Consider the following 18472-nt stretch of genomic DNA (forward strand, 5'->3'; position numbering starts at 1 on the left):
CCGCATTCTGTACGTTGAACGCCATCATCTTTCCATGAAATACAAACTCCGATCCCTGACCGTCGATGCATACACCCGACCTGTCGCGGATCTCAATCCCAACGGGGGCGTCGGACAAATCCTCCCTATCTTTATTCGGACAAAAGTCGTACCTGCCACGGGGAAAAACCAGTTTCAGGTAGCGCGCGTTCCTGTTTTCTTTCAACAGCTTCCTGATCTCCGGTTCTACATTGACCCGGCTGTCAGGATGGATGCCATAATCTGTTACGTTTATCTCAACAGTATCCTGCTGGCCAAAACACGAGCTGTTAAGGACCAGTAGTAAAAAAGATATCAATGTAACTCTCATCTTGTTAATTATTAAAGATAAATCATCAGAATGCACCGATCTCAGAAAAGTACAACACCTTGTTAGTGCCGTGAATAGCGGTGACCACCAGTTTCAGGTAACGTGCATTCACTGCTGCAGGAAATGAAAGCCTTGTTTTGCTTTCATCCACAGGGCCTTCCGGTATTTCGATGTTAGTATAAGTAGCCGCCGTTTGCCAGTTAACGTTATCCTCGCTCACCAATACCTGCATATCTTTGGGCTGGCCGCTGGAATAGTCGATATCAAATTTGCGATTCTTAAATGTAATACCATGCAACGATTTTGCCGATTTCGTATCGATGGTAATATGATGCGGAAAAGGCGCTTCCCCGTTTACCCCGGCGGTAGACCAAAACGTATATGGATTATTGTCCAGTACATAAGCAGCACCTCCTTCCTCCGGCGCTGAAGGCCAGGGCTCCTGAGAGGAAAAGTCGATCACTTCCCAACCAGTCCGGTCATATTCTTTCATATCGAACACGATATGGTAATCATACCCGTGCCGGGCCTTGGTAACCAGATTTAACCCGGCTGTATAGAGCTTGAACGACTGCCCCATGACATGCTGGTTATTGTTGGTTACATTCACAAACCAGTTGTACCACCAGGAGATTTGCGGAAAACCGAAATCCCTGGGGCTCCAATCCTGTGTTGGCATACTATTGGCAAAAGAAATAAATGTTTTACCATCGGTATCATTGCCAATGCAAACATATTTTTTGAGGAATTTATTGTAACATACATTGGCAATATTCACGTCCGGTATAATGATGGTTTCATGGCCACCAATGCCGGCTTCCACCCAGCTACCGTTGTAGAATTTCTTCCAATACCCCGGTGCAAGTTTATCACTGAGCCGGCACCTGGCCACACAAATATCCTGCTCCGTTCTGTGCCCCGAACTATCTGAATAGAAGCCTTTTTTATAATAGACATACGCATACCCATCGCCCGGAATGAAAAGATCAAGATCACCCGCACCGTAATATTTTTGCCCCGGCGGCGGTGGGATGGATTTGTCCTGCGTGATGATATCGCCCTGATAGGTCCATGTTTGTCCATTGTCAACCGACGTAGCAAGCCCCATGCGCCGTTCCTTTGCTTCGGTTTCCCATTTTTTCATGTAGTTGTATTCACTGTAGGCAATGGAGTAGAATTTACCATCAGACGGATCTATCCAAAGTCCCATCAGCCAATAGTTACACCAGTCGTCGTTTCCTTCCGTAGTATAGTAAGGAAAGTTAGCTGCAGGTTTTGGCTGCTGCAACTGCTTCACGGCATTGTTGACATTAGCGCCTTTCCATAGCTCCCATAAATTATACTCGCCATCCCAACTAGCACAGTTTCCGCCGAGTATATAGAGCTGCCCCTGGTATCTGTCGATGCCCGCCATCTGATCAAACTTGTACGCATTTTCGTTTTTTACGGTATCCACTTTCCAGAGAATAGAATCATAGGTAGCACTGGAGCCTATCACACCTGCTGTGAGCGAGCGTTCTGTGAGCGAGCGTTTAGCAGTATTTTTCGGATCCGGGGCCACTGTTTCCTTTACCATTTCTTTGTTACACCCCATCCCTCCAATACTCAAAAGTATAATCAACAATAGTTTACGGTACATATATGTATGTGTTTAAGGTGAGATAATAAAAGGTTGTTATCCCCCGCGGCCAGCGCCGCAGGGGGGATAAGGTAGTGTTTGTTTTTATCGAATACGCGGCTTGTCCTTACGGGATAAGAGAATTTCCCGCTGAATGCGTCATTAAGTATCTTTATTGATTCCGCGACATCAGCATCAGAATAAGCGTCTGGGTCTTCATTCACAATATGTATAACTACAGGTAATGTAACTAAAGTCAGAGGAGGCGCCAGTTGACCAGGGGCGGCCATGTAATGCCTTTGCAGGATAGCTTTGTTGGCAGCTTGCTCCCTTCCCCGGAAAATAGAATTCTTTCGCCATTCCTTTTGTAGTATCTCTGTACCACAAGGACGGACAAATACAGGCATCCCTTCCTGAGCATAAGTAATAAAAGGCAATAAAAGCACCATCAAAAGCGATAGCTTATGTCTTTTTAGCATAGGTATGATCGTTAAAAATATGGTCCAGGTCATAATAGGTATGATCGTTAAAAAATATGGTCCAGGTCATAAAAGGAATCTGCCAAACTAATAAAACACCGATCGACTACATTCTTCCTATGCGACAGCTGATTTTTTTTATTCTTCGGAAAAAATCTGAAAAATGAAAGCGTTTTGAAGTAAAAAAGAATCAGTTTACAACAATCCCGCCCGTTTTTTTTAAGATGGCAGCTCAGGATGGTCGTCAGCTTAGAAGATACAAGCGCAGATGGAAGATAGAACGTTTTTTTTACATGGCTCAATGCCTTCAAACGTGTAATCGCACGATATGACAGAGAAATAGAACGCTATCAAGCACTTATTCATCTTGCTTTTGCTTTAATCCTGATGAGAAGAATTATATAGTATTTATGAAATAACCTCTAGTAACAATGCATAAATTCTCATAGAGATTCATTTTTTTGGTGAAAAATCATGCACCGATTCGTCTTATCTGACCAGGGTTTCATGGGCAGTACGTTATATCCGCACGAAGGTTTTATTGCGATACATATAATAAAGTAAGAGCCAGAGAACGCCAAAAGTGCCAGCGGTCAGCAGAAAACCACCAAATTGCCCGAGATGTTTTGCCAGACCTGCGAACAAGGTATTACTGATGTCGCCAAAGGGGATGATACCCGGCGCTATGTAGGCTACAATAGCATTTGTGCCGATAATGATGAAGACAAATGCCCACCGCCGGAAGCCTAAAATGTCTATCACCCAATAAAATAATGCAAGTAACAAGAGGCTCCAGCCTCCCGCCCACAAAACCATCGAGCTGGTCCAGATATGCTTGATGATTGGAAATTCAAAACTCCAAAGCCAGCCTGCCAACAGGCAGGCCAAACCTGATATAATTAACCAGAACACTTTGGGCAATTTAGGCCCCGGAGCGCGTAGCAAATGGCCCGCCAGAACGCCTATCAGCGTCGTAGCGCCGAATCCTATGCTGCTGAGTATCCAGGTGTAATCATTACCGTCCCGAAAACGGCCTAACAGAGACTGATCAACCCACATTGCCAGATTTCCCTCGGGCGAAAGCACCCCAATTCCATGGCCCGGCACCAGTACAAAACGCATCAGCCCCCAAAAAATCAGTAGTAAAATGCCTGCCAGCACAGCCTGTCCTTTTACCGGCAGCTCTACCAATGCAATTGCGGAAATCAGGTAGCCCGCCGCAATTGCCTGAAGGGTGTTGCTGTAAAGCAGCAGGTCGTCCATGCGGAAATGAAGCAGATTGCCTTGGGCAACCATGCCAAGCGCCCACAATAGCAGCACGCGATAAATGACTTTCAGGTAAATGCGGCGGCGACCATCCCCCTGCGCCAGCCGTTTCCCTATCGAAAACGGCATGGCGGCCCCCACGATAAACAAAAAGAGCGGCATGATCAGGTCCCAGGCAACAAAACCCTCCCACGGAACATGATCGAATTGTTCTTCCAACCAGGATGGAAGCGGGTTGGCGAAAAGCTTGAAAAATTCATATACCATAGGGCCGCCGCCCGCAATCCAAAACATATCAAAACCCCGTAGCGCATCTATTGAAACTATACGTTCTGCAGGCGCAACAGTATGGGACAAGCGCGTACCTTTCATTTGAGTGGATTCTTTCGTCATTAGTGATTTGAATAAGTTGCTAAAAAAAGAAATATCTGATTTTTGGGGCCGTTGTTTCCCGGAAGCTGAACGAGACTGATCAGATATCGCCATATTAGTTCACGTCCCATTTTACGTTCCATCTGGCAGAAAAATATTCCAGTGCTTTGCAAAAATTGCCAAAATTTTTGTTGGCAACCAATGTCCAGCCATCTTCCGCATAAGCGGCCAGTCTTGGGTACACCTGCTTATTCATACTGGCTTCATCGGGTATCCATTCGCCCCACATCTGGCAGCCAGTGCCGAGTATTTTTGCATGATATTTTGGATCCAGCCCTTTGGGGATAGGATCAAAGCCATAGGCTTTTTCCAGGGAAATGTCTTTGTAGGAATAATCAAGGTAGGTAAACTCACTGAAGGAGTTCACCACATCGTAACCTCTTGAAACAGCCTGGTCAATGATTTTAAGGTCGCCTGTCCAGAACTGTATAATAGTGCCGGGCGCTAATTTTTCTCTGTTGGAAACCTTGCCGGCATCAACATCCTCCAGCATGCTGTTCATGATTTCATTCCATCCGGCCATCCTGCGGTATTTGCCAGCCAGGAAGTTGGATATCCCGTTGGTGAACGCAATCTGGAGGTCTCCAGGAGACACAATGTGATGTTCTTTCATGTAAGCCTGTACGCCGGCATCTGCCTTCCACTGGTCAAACTTCACTTCATCCCCACCTATGTGTATTACTTTAGAAGGAAATAGGTTGATCACTTCCTCTAAAACATCATGCAAAAAGGCAATTACCTTTGGATCTGCTACGTTGTATACATCGTATTGTATGCCAAATTTGCATGGTACCCGGATTTTTTTTTGCGATGTTCCGAGCCAGGGATAGGAAGCAATGGCTGCAGCGCTATGCCCTGGCATTTCTATTTCCGGGATAACAGTGATATGTCTTTCAGCAGCGTAATTGATGATTTCTTTGATGGCTGCCTGCGTATAGAAGCCCCCATGAGGCTTACTGTCATAGGTATTGCCGTCAGCATCCCCGCCAATTTGCGTAGAGTCGCGGTGGCTGCCGATGGCAGTGAGCTGCGGATATTTGAGTATCTCAATGCGCCAGCCCTGGTCGTCGGTAAGGTGCCAGTGAAAAGTGTTCATCTTGAGCAAGGCCATTTCATCCAGCAGACGCTTCACGACTGTGCTGCCTTTGAAGTATCTGCCTTCGTCGAGCATGAAGGCTCTCCACGAAAAGCGAGGCTTATCTTTGATACTGACCGCATTTAACGTATATGTGTTACCATTACCATGAATGAGTTGGCGCAAGGATTGAATGCCGTAAAAAATGCCAGTTGAAGCAGGGGCAGTGATAGAGATATTATCCGGATTTACTTTCAACAGGTAGCCCTCCTCTCCGAGTTCTTTTTTCAATTTTTCATCGACAATCAGCCGAATAGAGTTGTTTTTCGAAGATGTTTTCAATTGGATGTTCAGGCCAGATGCTTCCTGTATTGCCTGTTGCAATTGACGCGCTTCCACAATATTGTTGCCGGCGTTTATGACTGTGGCGCTGGTCAGTTGGAACACGCCGGTGCCGGTTTTTACTTCAGCTGGCTGAGGTATAATGTTGATCGCGTGAAGAGGAATACTGATAATCAGTAGCATGCACCCATATACCCCAAAGGCAAATAATTGTTTCATCAAATATTTTTTTTTGTTTATTGAATATTGCTAAGACTGTGGCAAAATGAATGCTCGTTTATTTGCCGGCCGTTTTTATTGCATATATTTTAGAATAGTTATAGTAATTCTGCGGATTGATACTGCTTGTGGCAGTGCTGCTGCCTGCCCTTATGTAATAAGTGGTATTGGGAGCTAACCCTGTGAATACTACAGTAATAGTCGTATCTCCATTTACAGGCTGTATTTTCCGGTACCGGGTGTCTCCCTTATTCACCCCCCGGAATTCCTGAACATCCACAACTGAAGCGGTATTTAAAAATGCTCCCCCCTGAGCAATTTGTTGAGCGGCGTCATTGCTCTTGATACTATAAGTAAAAGTTGCGGAGGTGTCGGTTATATTACCCGTCTTCAACGTCACATAAATCCAGGGGCGTACTTTGAGATCCAGTTTCGTATCTCCATTCACAGTCGCAATAATAGTATCTGCATAGAATGGTCCTGATGGCGCCACCTTATAAGTTCCGGAGAAAATACTTGCATTTTTATATGTTCCGTTGGTAAGAAAGTTGCTTCCAATAGCACCAGATGCTGTTGAACTGTAGTTCATCTGAAACAAATTAAGTATGCCTCCCTGTCCTATACTGCTCGCCATAGGAACGGTGTCGTTCGTTCTGCTGTCTATTATTGCGCCAGACAGGGATGCCCGGGGAGGCTCATAGTTATCCAGCTTATTACTACAACCGCTCTGTATACATGCGGCAAGGAATATCAGGTAAAAAAGGATTTTATTTTGGTTCATATTTTTAAATTTTAAGACACTCAATAACCTGGATTTTGCGCCAGGTAGCTATTTGCTCCACTGACGTCAATTTGCTCATAGTACAGCCGTGGTGGAAAAGTACGACCGGGTTTAACAGGTATGGGAGCAATGGTGAACGTGTATTGCATTTGTGCCGGATTGGTATTTGCTTTCCAGTTTAACCAGGGAAAGAGTGCGTGGAATGTGGTGGCATTTAACACCTGGTCTGCAATATGCCATCTCCGTAAATCCCAGTAACGATGGTTCTCAAAAGCCAGCTCCACCCGCCGTTCATGTCTCACCTGACTGAGGCCAACCATTGATAGTAACTTTATTCCGGCCCTGGCTCTTATCTGGTTAATAGCGGATAAAGCATCACCTGGTTTTCCCAGCTCCACAGCCGCTTCCGCAAAATTCAGCAACACTTCACCATACCTGAATACGAGCCACGGCTGGTGTGACTGTCCATCATTTGGCGTAAAGTTCGCATCTTCTATCAGGTATTTCTTCTGATAGAAACCAGATTTTGTTGGATCTGCTGTTGTAGTAGGTCCGTCTTTCCCTGTGAATGCAATTGTATATGGAGCAGTACCATAAGTTTTGGTCAGATCCTCGTTAATGAGTGTGTCAGTTCCGTTCACAATTCCTCTTCTTAACTCAATATATCCACCCTGAGGGTCTTTATTGGCATGCCACTCAGCACCAGGATACTGAATGGATGCGAAAAAACGCGGATCCTTTCCTTTAAACAGATCGGCCGGATTGTTATACCTGATCGGGTTGCCTCTGTCGTCTACTATTTTTAGTTTACCCGGTGTGCCATCTGTATATTCGAACTCTTCAACCAGCTCAATCACAGGATTCACAGAGTTGCCATAGTCAACCCTAAAGCTTTGAGGGGAATTATAGTAGTCGAAACTATGTCCTCTGTTTGGTAATGAATAGGCTTCAGCCAGAATGGCTTCCGGATTGGTGGCAGCATCCCGGCCATTGAACAATAATTGAAAATTTTTGGCCGGATCGCTGCTGCCCTGAAATAACTTAAATTTGTCAGATGTAATAATAGCCCTGGCTGCTTCATACGCTTTTTGCCAATATGTGTTTGCCATAGATGAGGGGATACCTACCAGACCATTCAGCTGCACATGCCCATATTTGGCTTCTGAGGCGGCATATAACATTGCTCTGCATTTCAACGCAAGGGCGGCAGCGTTAGTGACTCTGAGTGGTCCGCCAGCCTGTAATCCATTACTGCCAATAATATCATCTAACTCACTGGCAACAAAATCATAAATCTGTTGCGCTGTACTTCTTGGTATTTTCAGATTGTCAGCGGTGGTCAGTACTTTGGTAACCAATGGTACGCCTCCATAGCGTTTAACCAATCCGAAATACGTGAGCGCGCGGAGGAACCGTACTTCCTGCAAATATTGATTGCGGTCAGCGGCTCCCAGATTTGTGGCATTAACGATTTTGGCAATAAAGTCGTTTTGCCGGCGTATAAGATCATACGGCCACCAATTCCCAAATTGTCCATTAGGTATCACGCCAATGATTGACGGATCCGACCAGGCATAAGACTGAACGGCTTCGTCTGTCCAAACACTCATATAGTTGCTTCCCTGCCCGTAGGTAAAATCTTCGTATCCGGCGCCGGAGAGATCGTTATAGAGCGCCGCAACAAGGGCCTGCACAGCAGCAGAAGAAGCATAAGCCTGGTTGTCCGCTATCAGGTCCTGAGGCTGAAGCCTCACAAAGTCTTTGTTACAGGCCAAAAGTATGGTCATCCAAATCAGGCATAATATATATGTACGTTTCATGACTTTACTGAATATAAAATGAAGGATTTTAAACCTAAAATTTTGCATTTATTCCAAATACAAATGTTCTCTGCTGAGGGTAATACGCCGCTTCAGCATCACCAACTTCGGGGTCAAGATATTTTACTCCGGTGATAGTAAATACATTCTGACCTGAAGCAAAGAACCGTAAACTTTTTATACCTGATTTTGCCAATATTTTCTTTGGAATGGCATAGCCAATCTGTACGGTTTTCAGGCGCAGATAGGTGCCTTTTTGCAGCCAGAAGCTGGAGGTTAACCTGTTATTTGGATTGCCGCTTATGATGGTAGCCGGGAATTTTCCAGGTACCCAGGGACTGTTCGGATTATATATATCTTCACGATGCCAACGATCAGTAAAATAGGCATAGGAATTAGCGTTATTCCAAAAGGGATTTTGCAGCACGCCGCTGTAATTCACATTAAAATTGCCTGCGCCTGCAAACAGCAGGGAGACGTCAATACCCTTATAACTTGCATTCAAGGCAAGTCCATATTGAAGTTCGGGGTAGTCGCCCCTGCCTATTACTGTTTGATCCCGGCTATCAATTACACCATCTCCATTTATATCTTCGTATTTAATATCACCGGGATGTAAGGTTGCATTACCACGGCTGTCCTGTACAGGAGAACGATTTATTTCTTCCTGTGACTGAAACTGGCCGATGGCATGGTAACCAGTTAACCTATTTTGCCATCTGTAAGCGGTATTATTCAGATAGTTCTCACTTGCGCTCCCGTAAGGAGGTTGTTCTATATATGCATTCCTGCCCCGGGTCCATGATATATTGGGACTTACATTTAATACAAAGTCACCTATCCGTTTATAATATCCCAGCTCCAGTTCAAATCCCCTGTTATTGGTGCTGTTCAGATTCTGCTGGGCTACGGGTATCGCGGCAATGCTGGGAAAGGAGGCGGCAGGATAGGCCGGAATACCTGTCACATTTCTGTAGAATACTTCAAAGGTACCGGTAATAGTATTGTCAAATAATCCAAAGTCAAGCGCTGCATTAAAGATATTAGCTGTTTGCCATGAAAGGCGTGGATTGGCAAGAGTACCTACTTGCAGACCATTAACAACTGTACTGCCCGAGAAAATATAGTTACCGCTGGGATAGTTGTACCCACTCAGATATTTAAATTCGTCGAATGAACCGTCATCTGCCACCTTCGCCCAGGAAGCACGCAATTTCAAATTACTCAGGAAGGCGAAGTTAAAAAATGGTTCTTTATTGATCACCCAACCGGCAGAAATTTCCGGGAAGAAAGCACCATTTAAGAATTTGTAAGAGTAATCATATCTTCCTCCCAACTCTAACAGGTATTTAGCCTTATAGTCGTAGTTGATACGACCTACATAGCCCTGGTACGCGCTTTGACCGAGCTGGTAAGTCCCTGTGGTTTGATTGGCAGCGTTGCCCAGGTCCAGATTGGGTATAGCATCAACGGTAAACTGCTTCGATCCCTGTATGCCGGTAGAATTGGTTTTTCTTCTCTCCAGCAGCAACAAACCTGTAAAGTGATGGGCGCCGTTGAAGGTATGATCGTAATTAAGCGAAAGTTGTACATTGGAAGTGGTCCCTCCCTGTGAATAACCCTGCTTTAAGGTGGAAGGCGCATTTCCGGTGTAAGTGGGGGTATACTTTTTTGTTGTGGGATCATAGCTGTACAGGAAATACTGTTTGCTCCAGGTCGAATACCTGTTATTATTCGATTCATAGTTGAAGGAAAGTCTGGCATTCAATCCTTCAATATACGGGATACTATATGTTAAAGTGCCAATACCAGTAAAAACATCCCAGACGCTATTGTTATAGCCAGAATAGGCGGCCTGGGCCATGGCAGCAGGATTTACCTGAACATTTGTAACCGCAAAGTAATTGGGATCGTTGTTGGCATATACCGGCGTTATAGGATAAGACCGCTGAATAACATTGACGATGTTAATGGCATCGGTGCCAGGTATAGGGGCGTTAGGGGAAAACCTGTTTTCCTTTCTGCCCCCCAGGTTTAATTCTGCAGTCAATCTTTTATTAATCTGCATACTGATATTACTCCGAAAATTATAACGCCTGAACTTCACATCTCCTGAGCGAAGTAACCCCTGCTGGTCTAACATCCCGCCTGAAACAAAGTACTTTACCTTCTCCGTGCCACCCTGTATATTGAGATTAACATTGTTCATAGTGGCCCATTTTCTAAATACTTCGTTATACCAGTCTGTGCTCTTGTAACCGGAGTCAACTCCCATTTTCCATTTCTGCACCTCTTTCGCTCCGTAAATTGGCGCATTCCCTGCATTTACGCTCGCTTCATCCATGAGTTCAGTGAATTCCCCCGCATTCATTAACCTGGGGTATCTTGTGATACCCTGGATGCCTGTGTAAGCATTTAGCGCAACCACTGGCTCCCCTGTTTTCCCTCTCCTGGTAGTAATAAGTATTGCGCCATTTGCGCCTTTGAAGCCATACATAGCGGCAGCGCCGTCTTTCAAAATGGTAAAGCTTTCAATTTCATTAGGATCAATCTGGGCGATGTCGGATGGAACGCCGTCAACAATTGTCAGAGGAGATCCAAATCCCCTTATATTAAACTTCGCTACATCGTCTCCGGGCTGACCGCCGCCCTGGCGAAACGTTAAACCCGGCAGGCGCCCCTGTAAACCATTGATAACATTGGCAACAGGCGCTTTTGCTATTTCGACGCCGCTGATCTGCGCTACTGATCCCGTGAGGGTTGTTTTCCGTTGCTTTCCATATGCCACTACCACCAGGTCTTCTAATTTATTTTCTGAAACAGCCAGTATGACCTGTAAATAATTACTGCCTGAAAAGGCTATTTCCCGCTGTTTAAACCCTATGGAGGAAATAATAAGTATGCCGGCGGGTTCCGGTGATTCCAGGAAGAAAGTTCCGTCGTCTTTGGTCACAGTACCTGTTTTGGTCCCTTTTATAAAAACGGTAGCCCCAATAACCGGACGCCCGACTGAATCTGTGACCTTACCCGAAATCCTGGCTGGAGGGGTGACGTTGTGAATAGTAGGGGAAAAGGGCAATGCCGGGGCCTCCCCGACCACGATCATTTTGTTAACGATTTTGTAGGTGAGGGGCTGACCTGCAAAACATATATCCAGCGCTGTTTTCAACGATTGATTATTAATGTCTGCCGTAACCGGCCTGGCATTCTGAATATGTGTTTCATTATAGAAAAAAAAGTAGCCGGATTGTTGCTGTATTCTGGAGAATACCTCGCTTAATTTTGCATTCTTCACTTTAATAGTGATGACCTGACCGGTTGAGGCCCTGGATTGCAGGCAGGCAATGACAAGCAGGAGAGCTGTGAGTTTCATGAATAAAAGGAACGTGGATCGTTTTACCAATATTTGTATTAAATAAAATAATAATACAAATTTCGTGATAAGAAATTGCATATCTTTGATAGATTAAGGCTGATAATAAGAAGGTCTGATTAAATCTTGTTTACGCCTTTTAACGTCCCGGTGCTGTCAACACTGGGATTTTTATTTGCATAAGGCGTCCATGAAGTCATGTATACATCTGTCTGTTTGATTTTGATAAAAAAATTATAGGGATAAAACAGTTAATTTATTCCCCTCTATTTTGAAACGGATATTTGCATGTTGCAATACCATCAGGAGCTCTGAAAGGGGTAATGTCCTTGGCACAGTGCCGGTAAACAGATCCTTTGCCGGCGCACCTTCATATTGCACATCAACATTATACCAGCGGCTTATCTGGCGCATCAATGTGGCAATATCGGTTCTATGAAAGCGGAAAAATCCATCTTTCCAGGCAATGATTTCTTCAGTATTTACTTTTTCTACGCTTATATTTCCCATTTTATCCAACCTTGACTGCTCACCGGGAACAATTATTCTTCCATGTTGGGTGAACGTTTCTATTATTTTGACGCTTCCCTCCAGCAGCGTGGTCCGGATTGTATTTTCATCAGCATAGGCATTGACGTTGAAATGCGTACCCAACACACTTACCTGCATGTTACCAACGGATACAATAAAAGGTTGTGCAGCATTTTTAGCTACTTCAAAGTATGCCTCCCCCGATACTTTTACGGCTCTTTCTCTCGTCTGGAACAACGTAGGGAAAGTTATCGACGACGATGCATTCAGCCATACCTTCGTACCATCGGGTAAAGTGAGCCGGTATTGGGATCCACGGGGCGTGGTTACCGTATTATTCACAACAGTGACGGCCCCCTTTCCTTCTTCATAGGTAACACCATCTTTGCCGGATTTGACGATCCGGGCACCGCCTTCGTCAGCCAGCATACCGCTTGTTGAATCATCAAGCGTTATCTTTCTCCCGTTTGATAATGTAAGAATAGCTTTGTTTACACCGGGGGCAATGTCATTTTTGAAATATGGACTCTCTGTCAGGGTTTCAGGATCCTGCATGGAATCCTTACTGCTACTATACCGGTAAAAAGAAATAGCTATAAAAAGCAACACCACAGAAGCCGCGGCAAAGTATAATTTCTTCCTTTTTTGAATGGATAAGGCAGGACGATGCAAGTCGGCAATCCGGGAAATCTTCACAAAGATCCGCCTTTTCAGCTGTTGTCTGGAAGCGGCAAAATCCGGCTCCATCTTAATCTCTTTATCGTCTGATACGCTGTCATACCAGTCATTATACTCCCGCTCTTCCTCTGGAGTAAGCGTTCCCTTTAACCACTTCCTGGCTAATTCACTGTATCTCCTGTTATGGTCGTGTTCTTGATTATTGAAAGCACTCATCTCGCTGAAGGGAAGTTTTCCGGAAGCCCCTGTTAATAGGAAGTCAATCAGGGAATAAAAATCCCCCCTTGTTTTTTGCTTTTTTTTGGGGTAATATTTTAATGAAAGTGTTCCTTTATTTGTAAGTTATTAAAAATCAACTTAAAATTTCAGAAAGCGGGGAAATATCAAAAGAAGCTGGTAAAATGCCTGAAAGAGTTCATCAATGATTGAATGGCGCGGGCAATACTTCGTTCAACGGCCTTTTCAGACACTTGCATTACGCGGGCTATTTCTTTATGGCGTAACCCTCCTTTATGATTAAGTTGAAAAGCTATTCTTGCTTTCTCAGGCAGGGAGGCAATATGAGTTTCCAGGCGTTGTTGCAATTCTTTAAAGTCAAGCCATTCTTCCTGGCTTGAGCATGAGACGTCGATGTTTCGGATAATTTCCTGCCCGTAGCGTGTAGCATGGTTCATTTTAGCCTGGATATTGATTATCCGGTATTTCACTGCAACGGCGAGATAAGCGGGAAAACTATTTTTCACTTCCAGTTCGCCTCGACGTTTCCAAATGTCTGCAAAAACATCTTGTACAGCATCTTCTGCACAACTGGCTATCTTCAATCTTTGCATGGCCATATAAAAAACCTTGTCCCAATACCGGTCATATAGTGCAGCAAAAGCCTGCTCGTCGCTATTGCGGAGCAGCAATAGCAAATCATTGTCACTATAAGTATCATATGTCTCTCTGTTGGGCTTCACGAGCTACTTGTTCTCAGAAGGGGAAATTTATTAACCCAGGATCTGGCAAAAGATTTGGTTGCTACTTTTTAGGTAACTGGTATTAAAGTGCGATGTTAAGGTAATGAAATTTCTTAAAATAATATTAAGGCATGGATGTTTTTTTATAGGCACCCTATTACCGCCGGCGTCTACCAACTCCTCCATTCATGCGCACCGGGTGCAACCATCGAGGTTGTTGTATGGGGTATACATGCCTTCAGCGATATTTGAACGATGGCCGATAGAGATTGCGATTCAAACCATTGTACGAGGCATCATTTTCGGATAAGTGTAAGCAGGGTTCCTTTCTATTTTTAATTTTATATTTTCGCATAACTTATCCCTCAACCGGTAACATAAGTATATATTGTGTACGCTAAATATGGTTATTAATTATGAACAGCATCCAAAAACTCAGCCTGATTGTTGTACTGATGGGAGTTACATTACTTGCAAATGCCCAGCATCCCTGGAAGATACGTACCGACAACATCAATCCGGCGAGTTACTACGGCGTCACAGTAGCTAACGGCATGATTGGCCTTGTATCTTCACCCGAACCTTTTAAAGTAAAAGATGTTGTGCTGGCAGGAGCCTATGATCTGTATGGACGGGGACGGGTAAGTAATTTTCTGCGCAGCTTTAACCTACTGAACATGCGTATGAGCATAGACAACCAGAATATTGAGGGCGCTGCTGTCCGGCATATGCGACAGGAGCTTGATATGCAGCATGGCAGTTTTTCCACGTCGTTCGATTACGGTGATAAAGCTACCATTACCTACACCTATTATGCGCTGCGCCATCTTCCTTTCACCGTGCTGATGGATGTGAGCATCACTGCCGGGAAATCCATTACGATTACAGCAGGCAGTGTACTGGAAGCGCCCGATGCGCTGAAAGATGTACAAAACTATTATAATGAAATAGACCGGCCCCATGTCCTTATCAGCCTCCTGAGCTCATCAGCAAAAAGCCCTACAGGAAAACTGCAGCTTTGTGCCAGCAATACTTTCCTTTTCAGTGAGCCTCATGGTAAGGAACCCAGGGTAGTTCACGAAATGTGGGACAACAGCATGCACCTGATGAAGTTCAGTAAAACACTGCATGCTGGGGAAACTTACCGCTTCTCTATTGCAGGTTCTTCCATCACATCCGCACACGATGACGATCCGCTGAACCAGGCCGAACGTTTAACCCTGTATGCCAGGCTCGAAGGCCGTGAACGCCTGCTGAAACTACACAACAAGGCGTGGGAAGAGCTATGGAAGAGTGATATTCGCATAGAGGGGGCAGCACAGGCGCAGCAGGATGTACATAGTATGTTATATCACCTGTATTCGTTTATACGTGAGAACAGCGCGCTATCGCCCTCCCCTATGGGACTCAGCGGCCTGGGATACAACGGCCACGTATTCTGGGATACCGACCTGTGGATGTACCCGGCATTGCTGGTACTACACCCTGAACTGGCCAAATCTATGATAGAATACCGTTATCAGCGATTGGAACAGGCAAAGCGCAATGCTTTTGCCAAAGGCTTTAAGGGAGCTATGTATCCGTGGGAAAGCGCCGGCAGCGGCGCGGAAGAAACGCCGGTATGGGCGCTGAGCGGTCCCTTCGAACATCATATCACTGCCGATGTGGCCATAGCTGCATGGAATTATTTCCTGGTAACAAAAGATACGGCATGGCTGCGGGAAAAAGGCTGGCCTATATTAAAGCATACCGCTGATTTCTGGAGCAGCCGCGTGGAGCGCGATGGCCCGGGACATTATAACATCAACAACGTAGTGGCTGCGGATGAGTGGGCGGAGAATGTAGACAACAATGCCTTTACCAATGCCGCGGCTAAAGCCAATCTTGTGTTTGCCACCGAAGCAGCCCGACTGCTTAATACAAACGCAGATCCCGACTGGCAACATGTAGCCGCCAACATACCGTTATTAAGCCTCGACAACGGCGTAACAAGAGAACACGCCACCTACAAGGGCGAACCTATCAAACAAGGTGATGTGAACCTGCTGGCATACCCGCTGAAAACAATAACGGATACTGCGCAGATAAAGAAAGACCTTGCCTACTACGAAACAAGAGTACCTGACGAAGGCACACCCGCCATGACGCAGGCCGTGTTTGCACTACTCTACAGTCGTCTTGGAGATTCCCGTAAAGCAGCGCATTGGTTCAAAGAATCCTATGAACCTAACCTCTTACCGCCCTTTCGCGTGATCGCAGAAACAAAAGGAGGTACCAATCCCTACTTTGCCACCGGCGCGGGAGGAATATTACAAAGTGTTCTGATGGGATTTGCCGGATTGGACATTACTGACAATGGCATCAGACAGATATACTCCGTGCTGCCGGAAGGATGGAAAAAACTCACCATCACCGGAGCCGGCACTGAGAAGAAAACTTTTGAACGGAAATAGTAAAAAGAGCCCAAAGGGATAATTTTCCCTTACCATGTTGGAGACCGGCTCTGCCGGTCTTTTCATTTAGAAGGAACTTCCCCCAAGTGCCATAGTAACAGCAAAAGGGCAAAAATCGCAGTCTCCACTTTCCTGCCGACCAGAAAATATTTTTCCCCAATATATCGGCTATTCAATGGGTCAAATGTAATTGACCGGTGTTATGTCTAAGGAAGAGAGTTCCTGAAAAGTAAACCTGAGAAGACCTGTGGTTTGCGCTGTAATATCTGCCCCTCTTTACGATCGCACCGTGTACTTTTTCATTTAAAGCGATAGGGGGTAATCAATCGTCGTGCGTTTATAGATTACAGGAGGAATTTCCGAATAAAATCTGCTATACATCTCCGGCCGCAAATATATGATTACTAAGTATTATATTTATAAACTTCATCAGTGAGCACAGAGAAACTTTACAGACACTTTCAGCAAGTTTTCGAACAGTATTATAAGCCACTTTGTAAATATGCCTTCAGTTTCATAAAGGAAAAGGAGGTGTGCGAAGATATTGTACAGGATATTTTCGTGAAAATATGGGAAACCCGCAAAGACCTCCTGATGGTTGCAGGTATAAAATTTTACCTTTATACCGCTGTTCGCAATAATTGCCTTAACCACCTCTACCGTGGACAATGCCGCCCTGTGTACAGCCTCACGAACATGGACATAGAAGCAGCGTTACCGGCAGAGGCAGAAACAGGTGAAGGAGAACTCATAAATTATAAAGAATTGTTAGAAAAAGGGATTGAGCAGCTTCCCACTAAATGCAAAGAGGTCTTTCTATTAAGTCGTATCGGTAATTTCAGCAACCAGGAGGTCGCTGACAACCTGGGTATATCCATTAAAACAGTGAATAACCAACTTTGGAAGGCGCTAAAATTCCTAAGAATTTTCGTTAAAGCTACGCCATAAATTTTCTTTGAATTATTTTATTCTGCGTGTAGGAATTTTACCAACAATTGTGTTTTAGTAAATAGGGGAAGATAACAAATGGAACAATTACCTGACTATATAAAAGAAATACTGCTCAAAAAGCTTCAGGGCTTGTCCTCCGAGGCGGATGATAAAATAATCGACGACTGGACATCGCCGGATCCTGCTAACAAAGAGTCAATTGCGCAATTGACTGCCACCTGGCGCATGGCAGACCAATGGCTGGAGGAAAAAGAGTTTGACATTAGCCGCGCATGGTCAAAAGTAGATCAGCGAATTATGCTGGCCACAGAGCAGGAGACCGACACAGCTAAATCCGTGTTCCGGATAAACACGTTCCAGAAAATAATGGTAGCCGCGGCTATTATAGGAGGCTTCATTTTCAGTGGATGGTGGTGGTACAACAACCGGCAGGAATCCCTTACCGTCATCACAGCTGCTGCCAATCAGCAAATAACATTATCCGAAGGCACCACGGTATGGCTTAGAAAAGGAGCTACTATCCGGATTCCCAAAATATTCAAAGCTCATGAGCGGAAGATATATCTCTCAGGCGAGGCATATTTTGACGTAAAAACAATCACACAGCAGCCATTCCGCATCGAAACCGGAAAGGGACTGATCACGGTACTCGGCACCGCTTTCCTGGTAAATGCCGGGCGCCAGCAGGAAAGAGTAGCTGTCGCTACCGGCAAGGTGTTGTTTGCAGATAAAAACCATCCACAAAAAAAGTGCATCTTAACAGCCTGTGAAGAAGCTATCTACACAGGAGATACATTTGAAAAAAACATATTTTTCGGCTCTCCCCTGCAATGGCAACAAGAAGAATTAAGTTTCAGAAGTATTCCGTTAAAAGAGGTACTCCAAACACTTGCAATTTATTATAATCATCCTGTCAAAGTTGATACCACACAGACGCCAGGGGCAGGTAAAATATCTATCACCGCCAGCTTTGGAAAGGAATCTTTATCTCAGGCAGTAGATGAAATAGCAAAATTAACAGGGCTTCATTACCGACGACAACAAGACACCCTTATTTTATACTAACATTTATTCGACTTATTGTAAGGAATTTTAAACATAGCAAATACATTCACATTTTCGGCCGTCGGCCGTTATGGCATTGCT

12 protein-coding genes and 1 pseudogene are annotated in these 18472 nt (G+C 44.8%); 3 read left to right on the forward strand and 10 right to left on the reverse strand.

Annotated features, from left to right (window positions below):
* From ICL55_RS28835 to ICL55_RS28880, 10 genes and pseudogenes are all read right to left on the reverse strand, one after another.
* Positions 1 to 349 (reverse strand): annotated as a pseudogene (locus ICL55_RS28835) (hypothetical protein); the annotation flags it as partial.
* A 25-nt stretch (positions 350 to 374) separates the two neighbouring features.
* A complete protein-coding gene (locus ICL55_RS28840) occupies positions 375 to 1988 on the reverse strand; it encodes a discoidin domain-containing protein (protein WP_168737405.1) in 1614 nt (537 codons plus the stop codon).
* Positions 1967 to 2446, reverse strand: a complete 480-nt coding sequence (locus ICL55_RS28845) for a hypothetical protein (RefSeq protein WP_188104238.1) — start codon at positions 2444 to 2446, stop codon at positions 1967 to 1969. Before ICL55_RS28845 ends, ICL55_RS28840 begins: the two co-directional genes overlap by 22 nt.
* A 519-nt stretch (positions 2447 to 2965) precedes the next feature.
* Positions 2966 to 4105 carry an acyltransferase family protein gene (locus ICL55_RS28850; RefSeq protein WP_168737407.1) on the reverse strand — a complete coding sequence of 380 codons (1140 nt, stop codon included), beginning with the start codon at positions 4103 to 4105 and terminating at the stop codon, positions 2966 to 2968.
* Positions 4106 to 4199: 94 nt separating this feature from the next.
* A complete protein-coding gene (locus ICL55_RS28855; RefSeq protein WP_168737408.1) occupies positions 4200 to 5780 on the reverse strand; it encodes a beta-N-acetylhexosaminidase in 1581 nt (526 codons plus the stop codon).
* Positions 5781 to 5838: 58 nt separating this feature from the next.
* Positions 5839 to 6561, reverse strand: a complete 723-nt coding sequence (locus ICL55_RS28860; RefSeq protein ID WP_168737409.1) for a DUF3823 domain-containing protein — start codon at positions 6559 to 6561, stop codon at positions 5839 to 5841.
* A 20-nt stretch (positions 6562 to 6581) separates the two neighbouring features.
* Entirely contained in the window at positions 6582 to 8381 is a 1800-nt protein-coding gene (locus tag ICL55_RS28865; protein ID WP_168737410.1) for a RagB/SusD family nutrient uptake outer membrane protein, read from the reverse strand.
* Between the two features lie 34 nt (positions 8382 to 8415).
* Positions 8416 to 11835 carry a TonB-dependent receptor gene (locus ICL55_RS28870; protein ID WP_188104241.1) on the reverse strand — a complete coding sequence of 1140 codons (3420 nt, stop codon included), beginning with the start codon at positions 11833 to 11835 and terminating at the stop codon, positions 8416 to 8418.
* A 153-nt stretch (positions 11836 to 11988) separates the two neighbouring features.
* Complete coding sequence (locus tag ICL55_RS28875; protein ID WP_168737412.1) at positions 11989 to 13179, reverse strand: FecR family protein; 1191 nt, start codon at positions 13177 to 13179, stop codon at positions 11989 to 11991.
* Positions 13180 to 13346: 167 nt separating this feature from the next.
* Positions 13347 to 13922: an RNA polymerase sigma factor gene (locus tag ICL55_RS28880; RefSeq protein WP_168737413.1), complete on the reverse strand. Its 576-nt coding sequence runs from the start codon at positions 13920 to 13922 to the stop codon at positions 13347 to 13349.
* Between the two features lie 416 nt (positions 13923 to 14338).
* Here ICL55_RS28880 and ICL55_RS28885 point away from each other — a divergent pair, with 416 nt between their 5' ends.
* The 3 genes from ICL55_RS28885 to ICL55_RS28895 all read left to right on the forward strand — a co-directional run bounded on the left by ICL55_RS28885 (position 14339) and on the right by ICL55_RS28895 (position 18391).
* The gene (locus ICL55_RS28885) at positions 14339 to 16375 is read left to right on the forward strand and encodes a kojibiose hydrolase (protein WP_168737414.1); all 2037 of its coding nucleotides are present in this window, start codon (positions 14339 to 14341) and stop codon (positions 16373 to 16375) included.
* Between the two features lie 432 nt (positions 16376 to 16807).
* On the forward strand, positions 16808 to 17323 hold the full coding sequence (locus tag ICL55_RS28890) for an RNA polymerase sigma-70 factor (RefSeq protein WP_168737415.1): 516 nt from the start codon (positions 16808 to 16810) through the stop codon (positions 17321 to 17323).
* A 78-nt stretch (positions 17324 to 17401) separates the two neighbouring features.
* Positions 17402 to 18391, forward strand: a complete 990-nt coding sequence (locus tag ICL55_RS28895; RefSeq protein ID WP_168737416.1) for a FecR family protein — start codon at positions 17402 to 17404, stop codon at positions 18389 to 18391.
* Positions 18392 to 18472 lie beyond the last annotated feature (81 nt).

Source organism: Chitinophaga varians (genome assembly GCF_014529945.1).
Lineage (GTDB): Bacteria > Bacteroidota > Bacteroidia > Chitinophagales > Chitinophagaceae > Chitinophaga > Chitinophaga varians.

Excerpts from the sequence above, each read along its gene's own strand:
- ICL55_RS28840 (WP_168737405.1), bottom strand. The coding sequence starts at position 1,988 with ATGTACCGTAAACTATTGTTGATTATACTTTTGAGTATTGGAGGGATG.
- ICL55_RS28845 (WP_188104238.1), bottom strand. The coding sequence starts at position 2,446 with ATGCTAAAAAGACATAAGCTATCGCTTTTGATGGTGCTTTTATTGCCT.
- ICL55_RS28850 (WP_168737407.1), bottom strand. The coding sequence starts at position 4,105 with ATGACGAAAGAATCCACTCAAATGAAAGGTACGCGCTTGTCCCATACT.
- ICL55_RS28855 (WP_168737408.1), bottom strand. The coding sequence starts at position 5,780 with ATGAAACAATTATTTGCCTTTGGGGTATATGGGTGCATGCTACTGATT.
- ICL55_RS28860 (WP_168737409.1), bottom strand. The coding sequence starts at position 6,561 with ATGAACCAAAATAAAATCCTTTTTTACCTGATATTCCTTGCCGCATGT.
- ICL55_RS28865 (WP_168737410.1), bottom strand. The coding sequence starts at position 8,381 with ATGAAACGTACATATATATTATGCCTGATTTGGATGACCATACTTTTG.
- ICL55_RS28870 (WP_188104241.1), bottom strand. The coding sequence starts at position 11,835 with ATGCAATTTCTTATCACGAAATTTGTATTATTATTTTATTTAATACAA.
- ICL55_RS28875 (WP_168737412.1), bottom strand. The coding sequence starts at position 13,179 with ATGAGTGCTTTCAATAATCAAGAACACGACCATAACAGGAGATACAGT.
- ICL55_RS28885 (WP_168737414.1), top strand. The coding sequence starts at position 14,339 with ATGAACAGCATCCAAAAACTCAGCCTGATTGTTGTACTGATGGGAGTT.
- ICL55_RS28895 (WP_168737416.1), top strand. The coding sequence starts at position 17,402 with ATGGAACAATTACCTGACTATATAAAAGAAATACTGCTCAAAAAGCTT.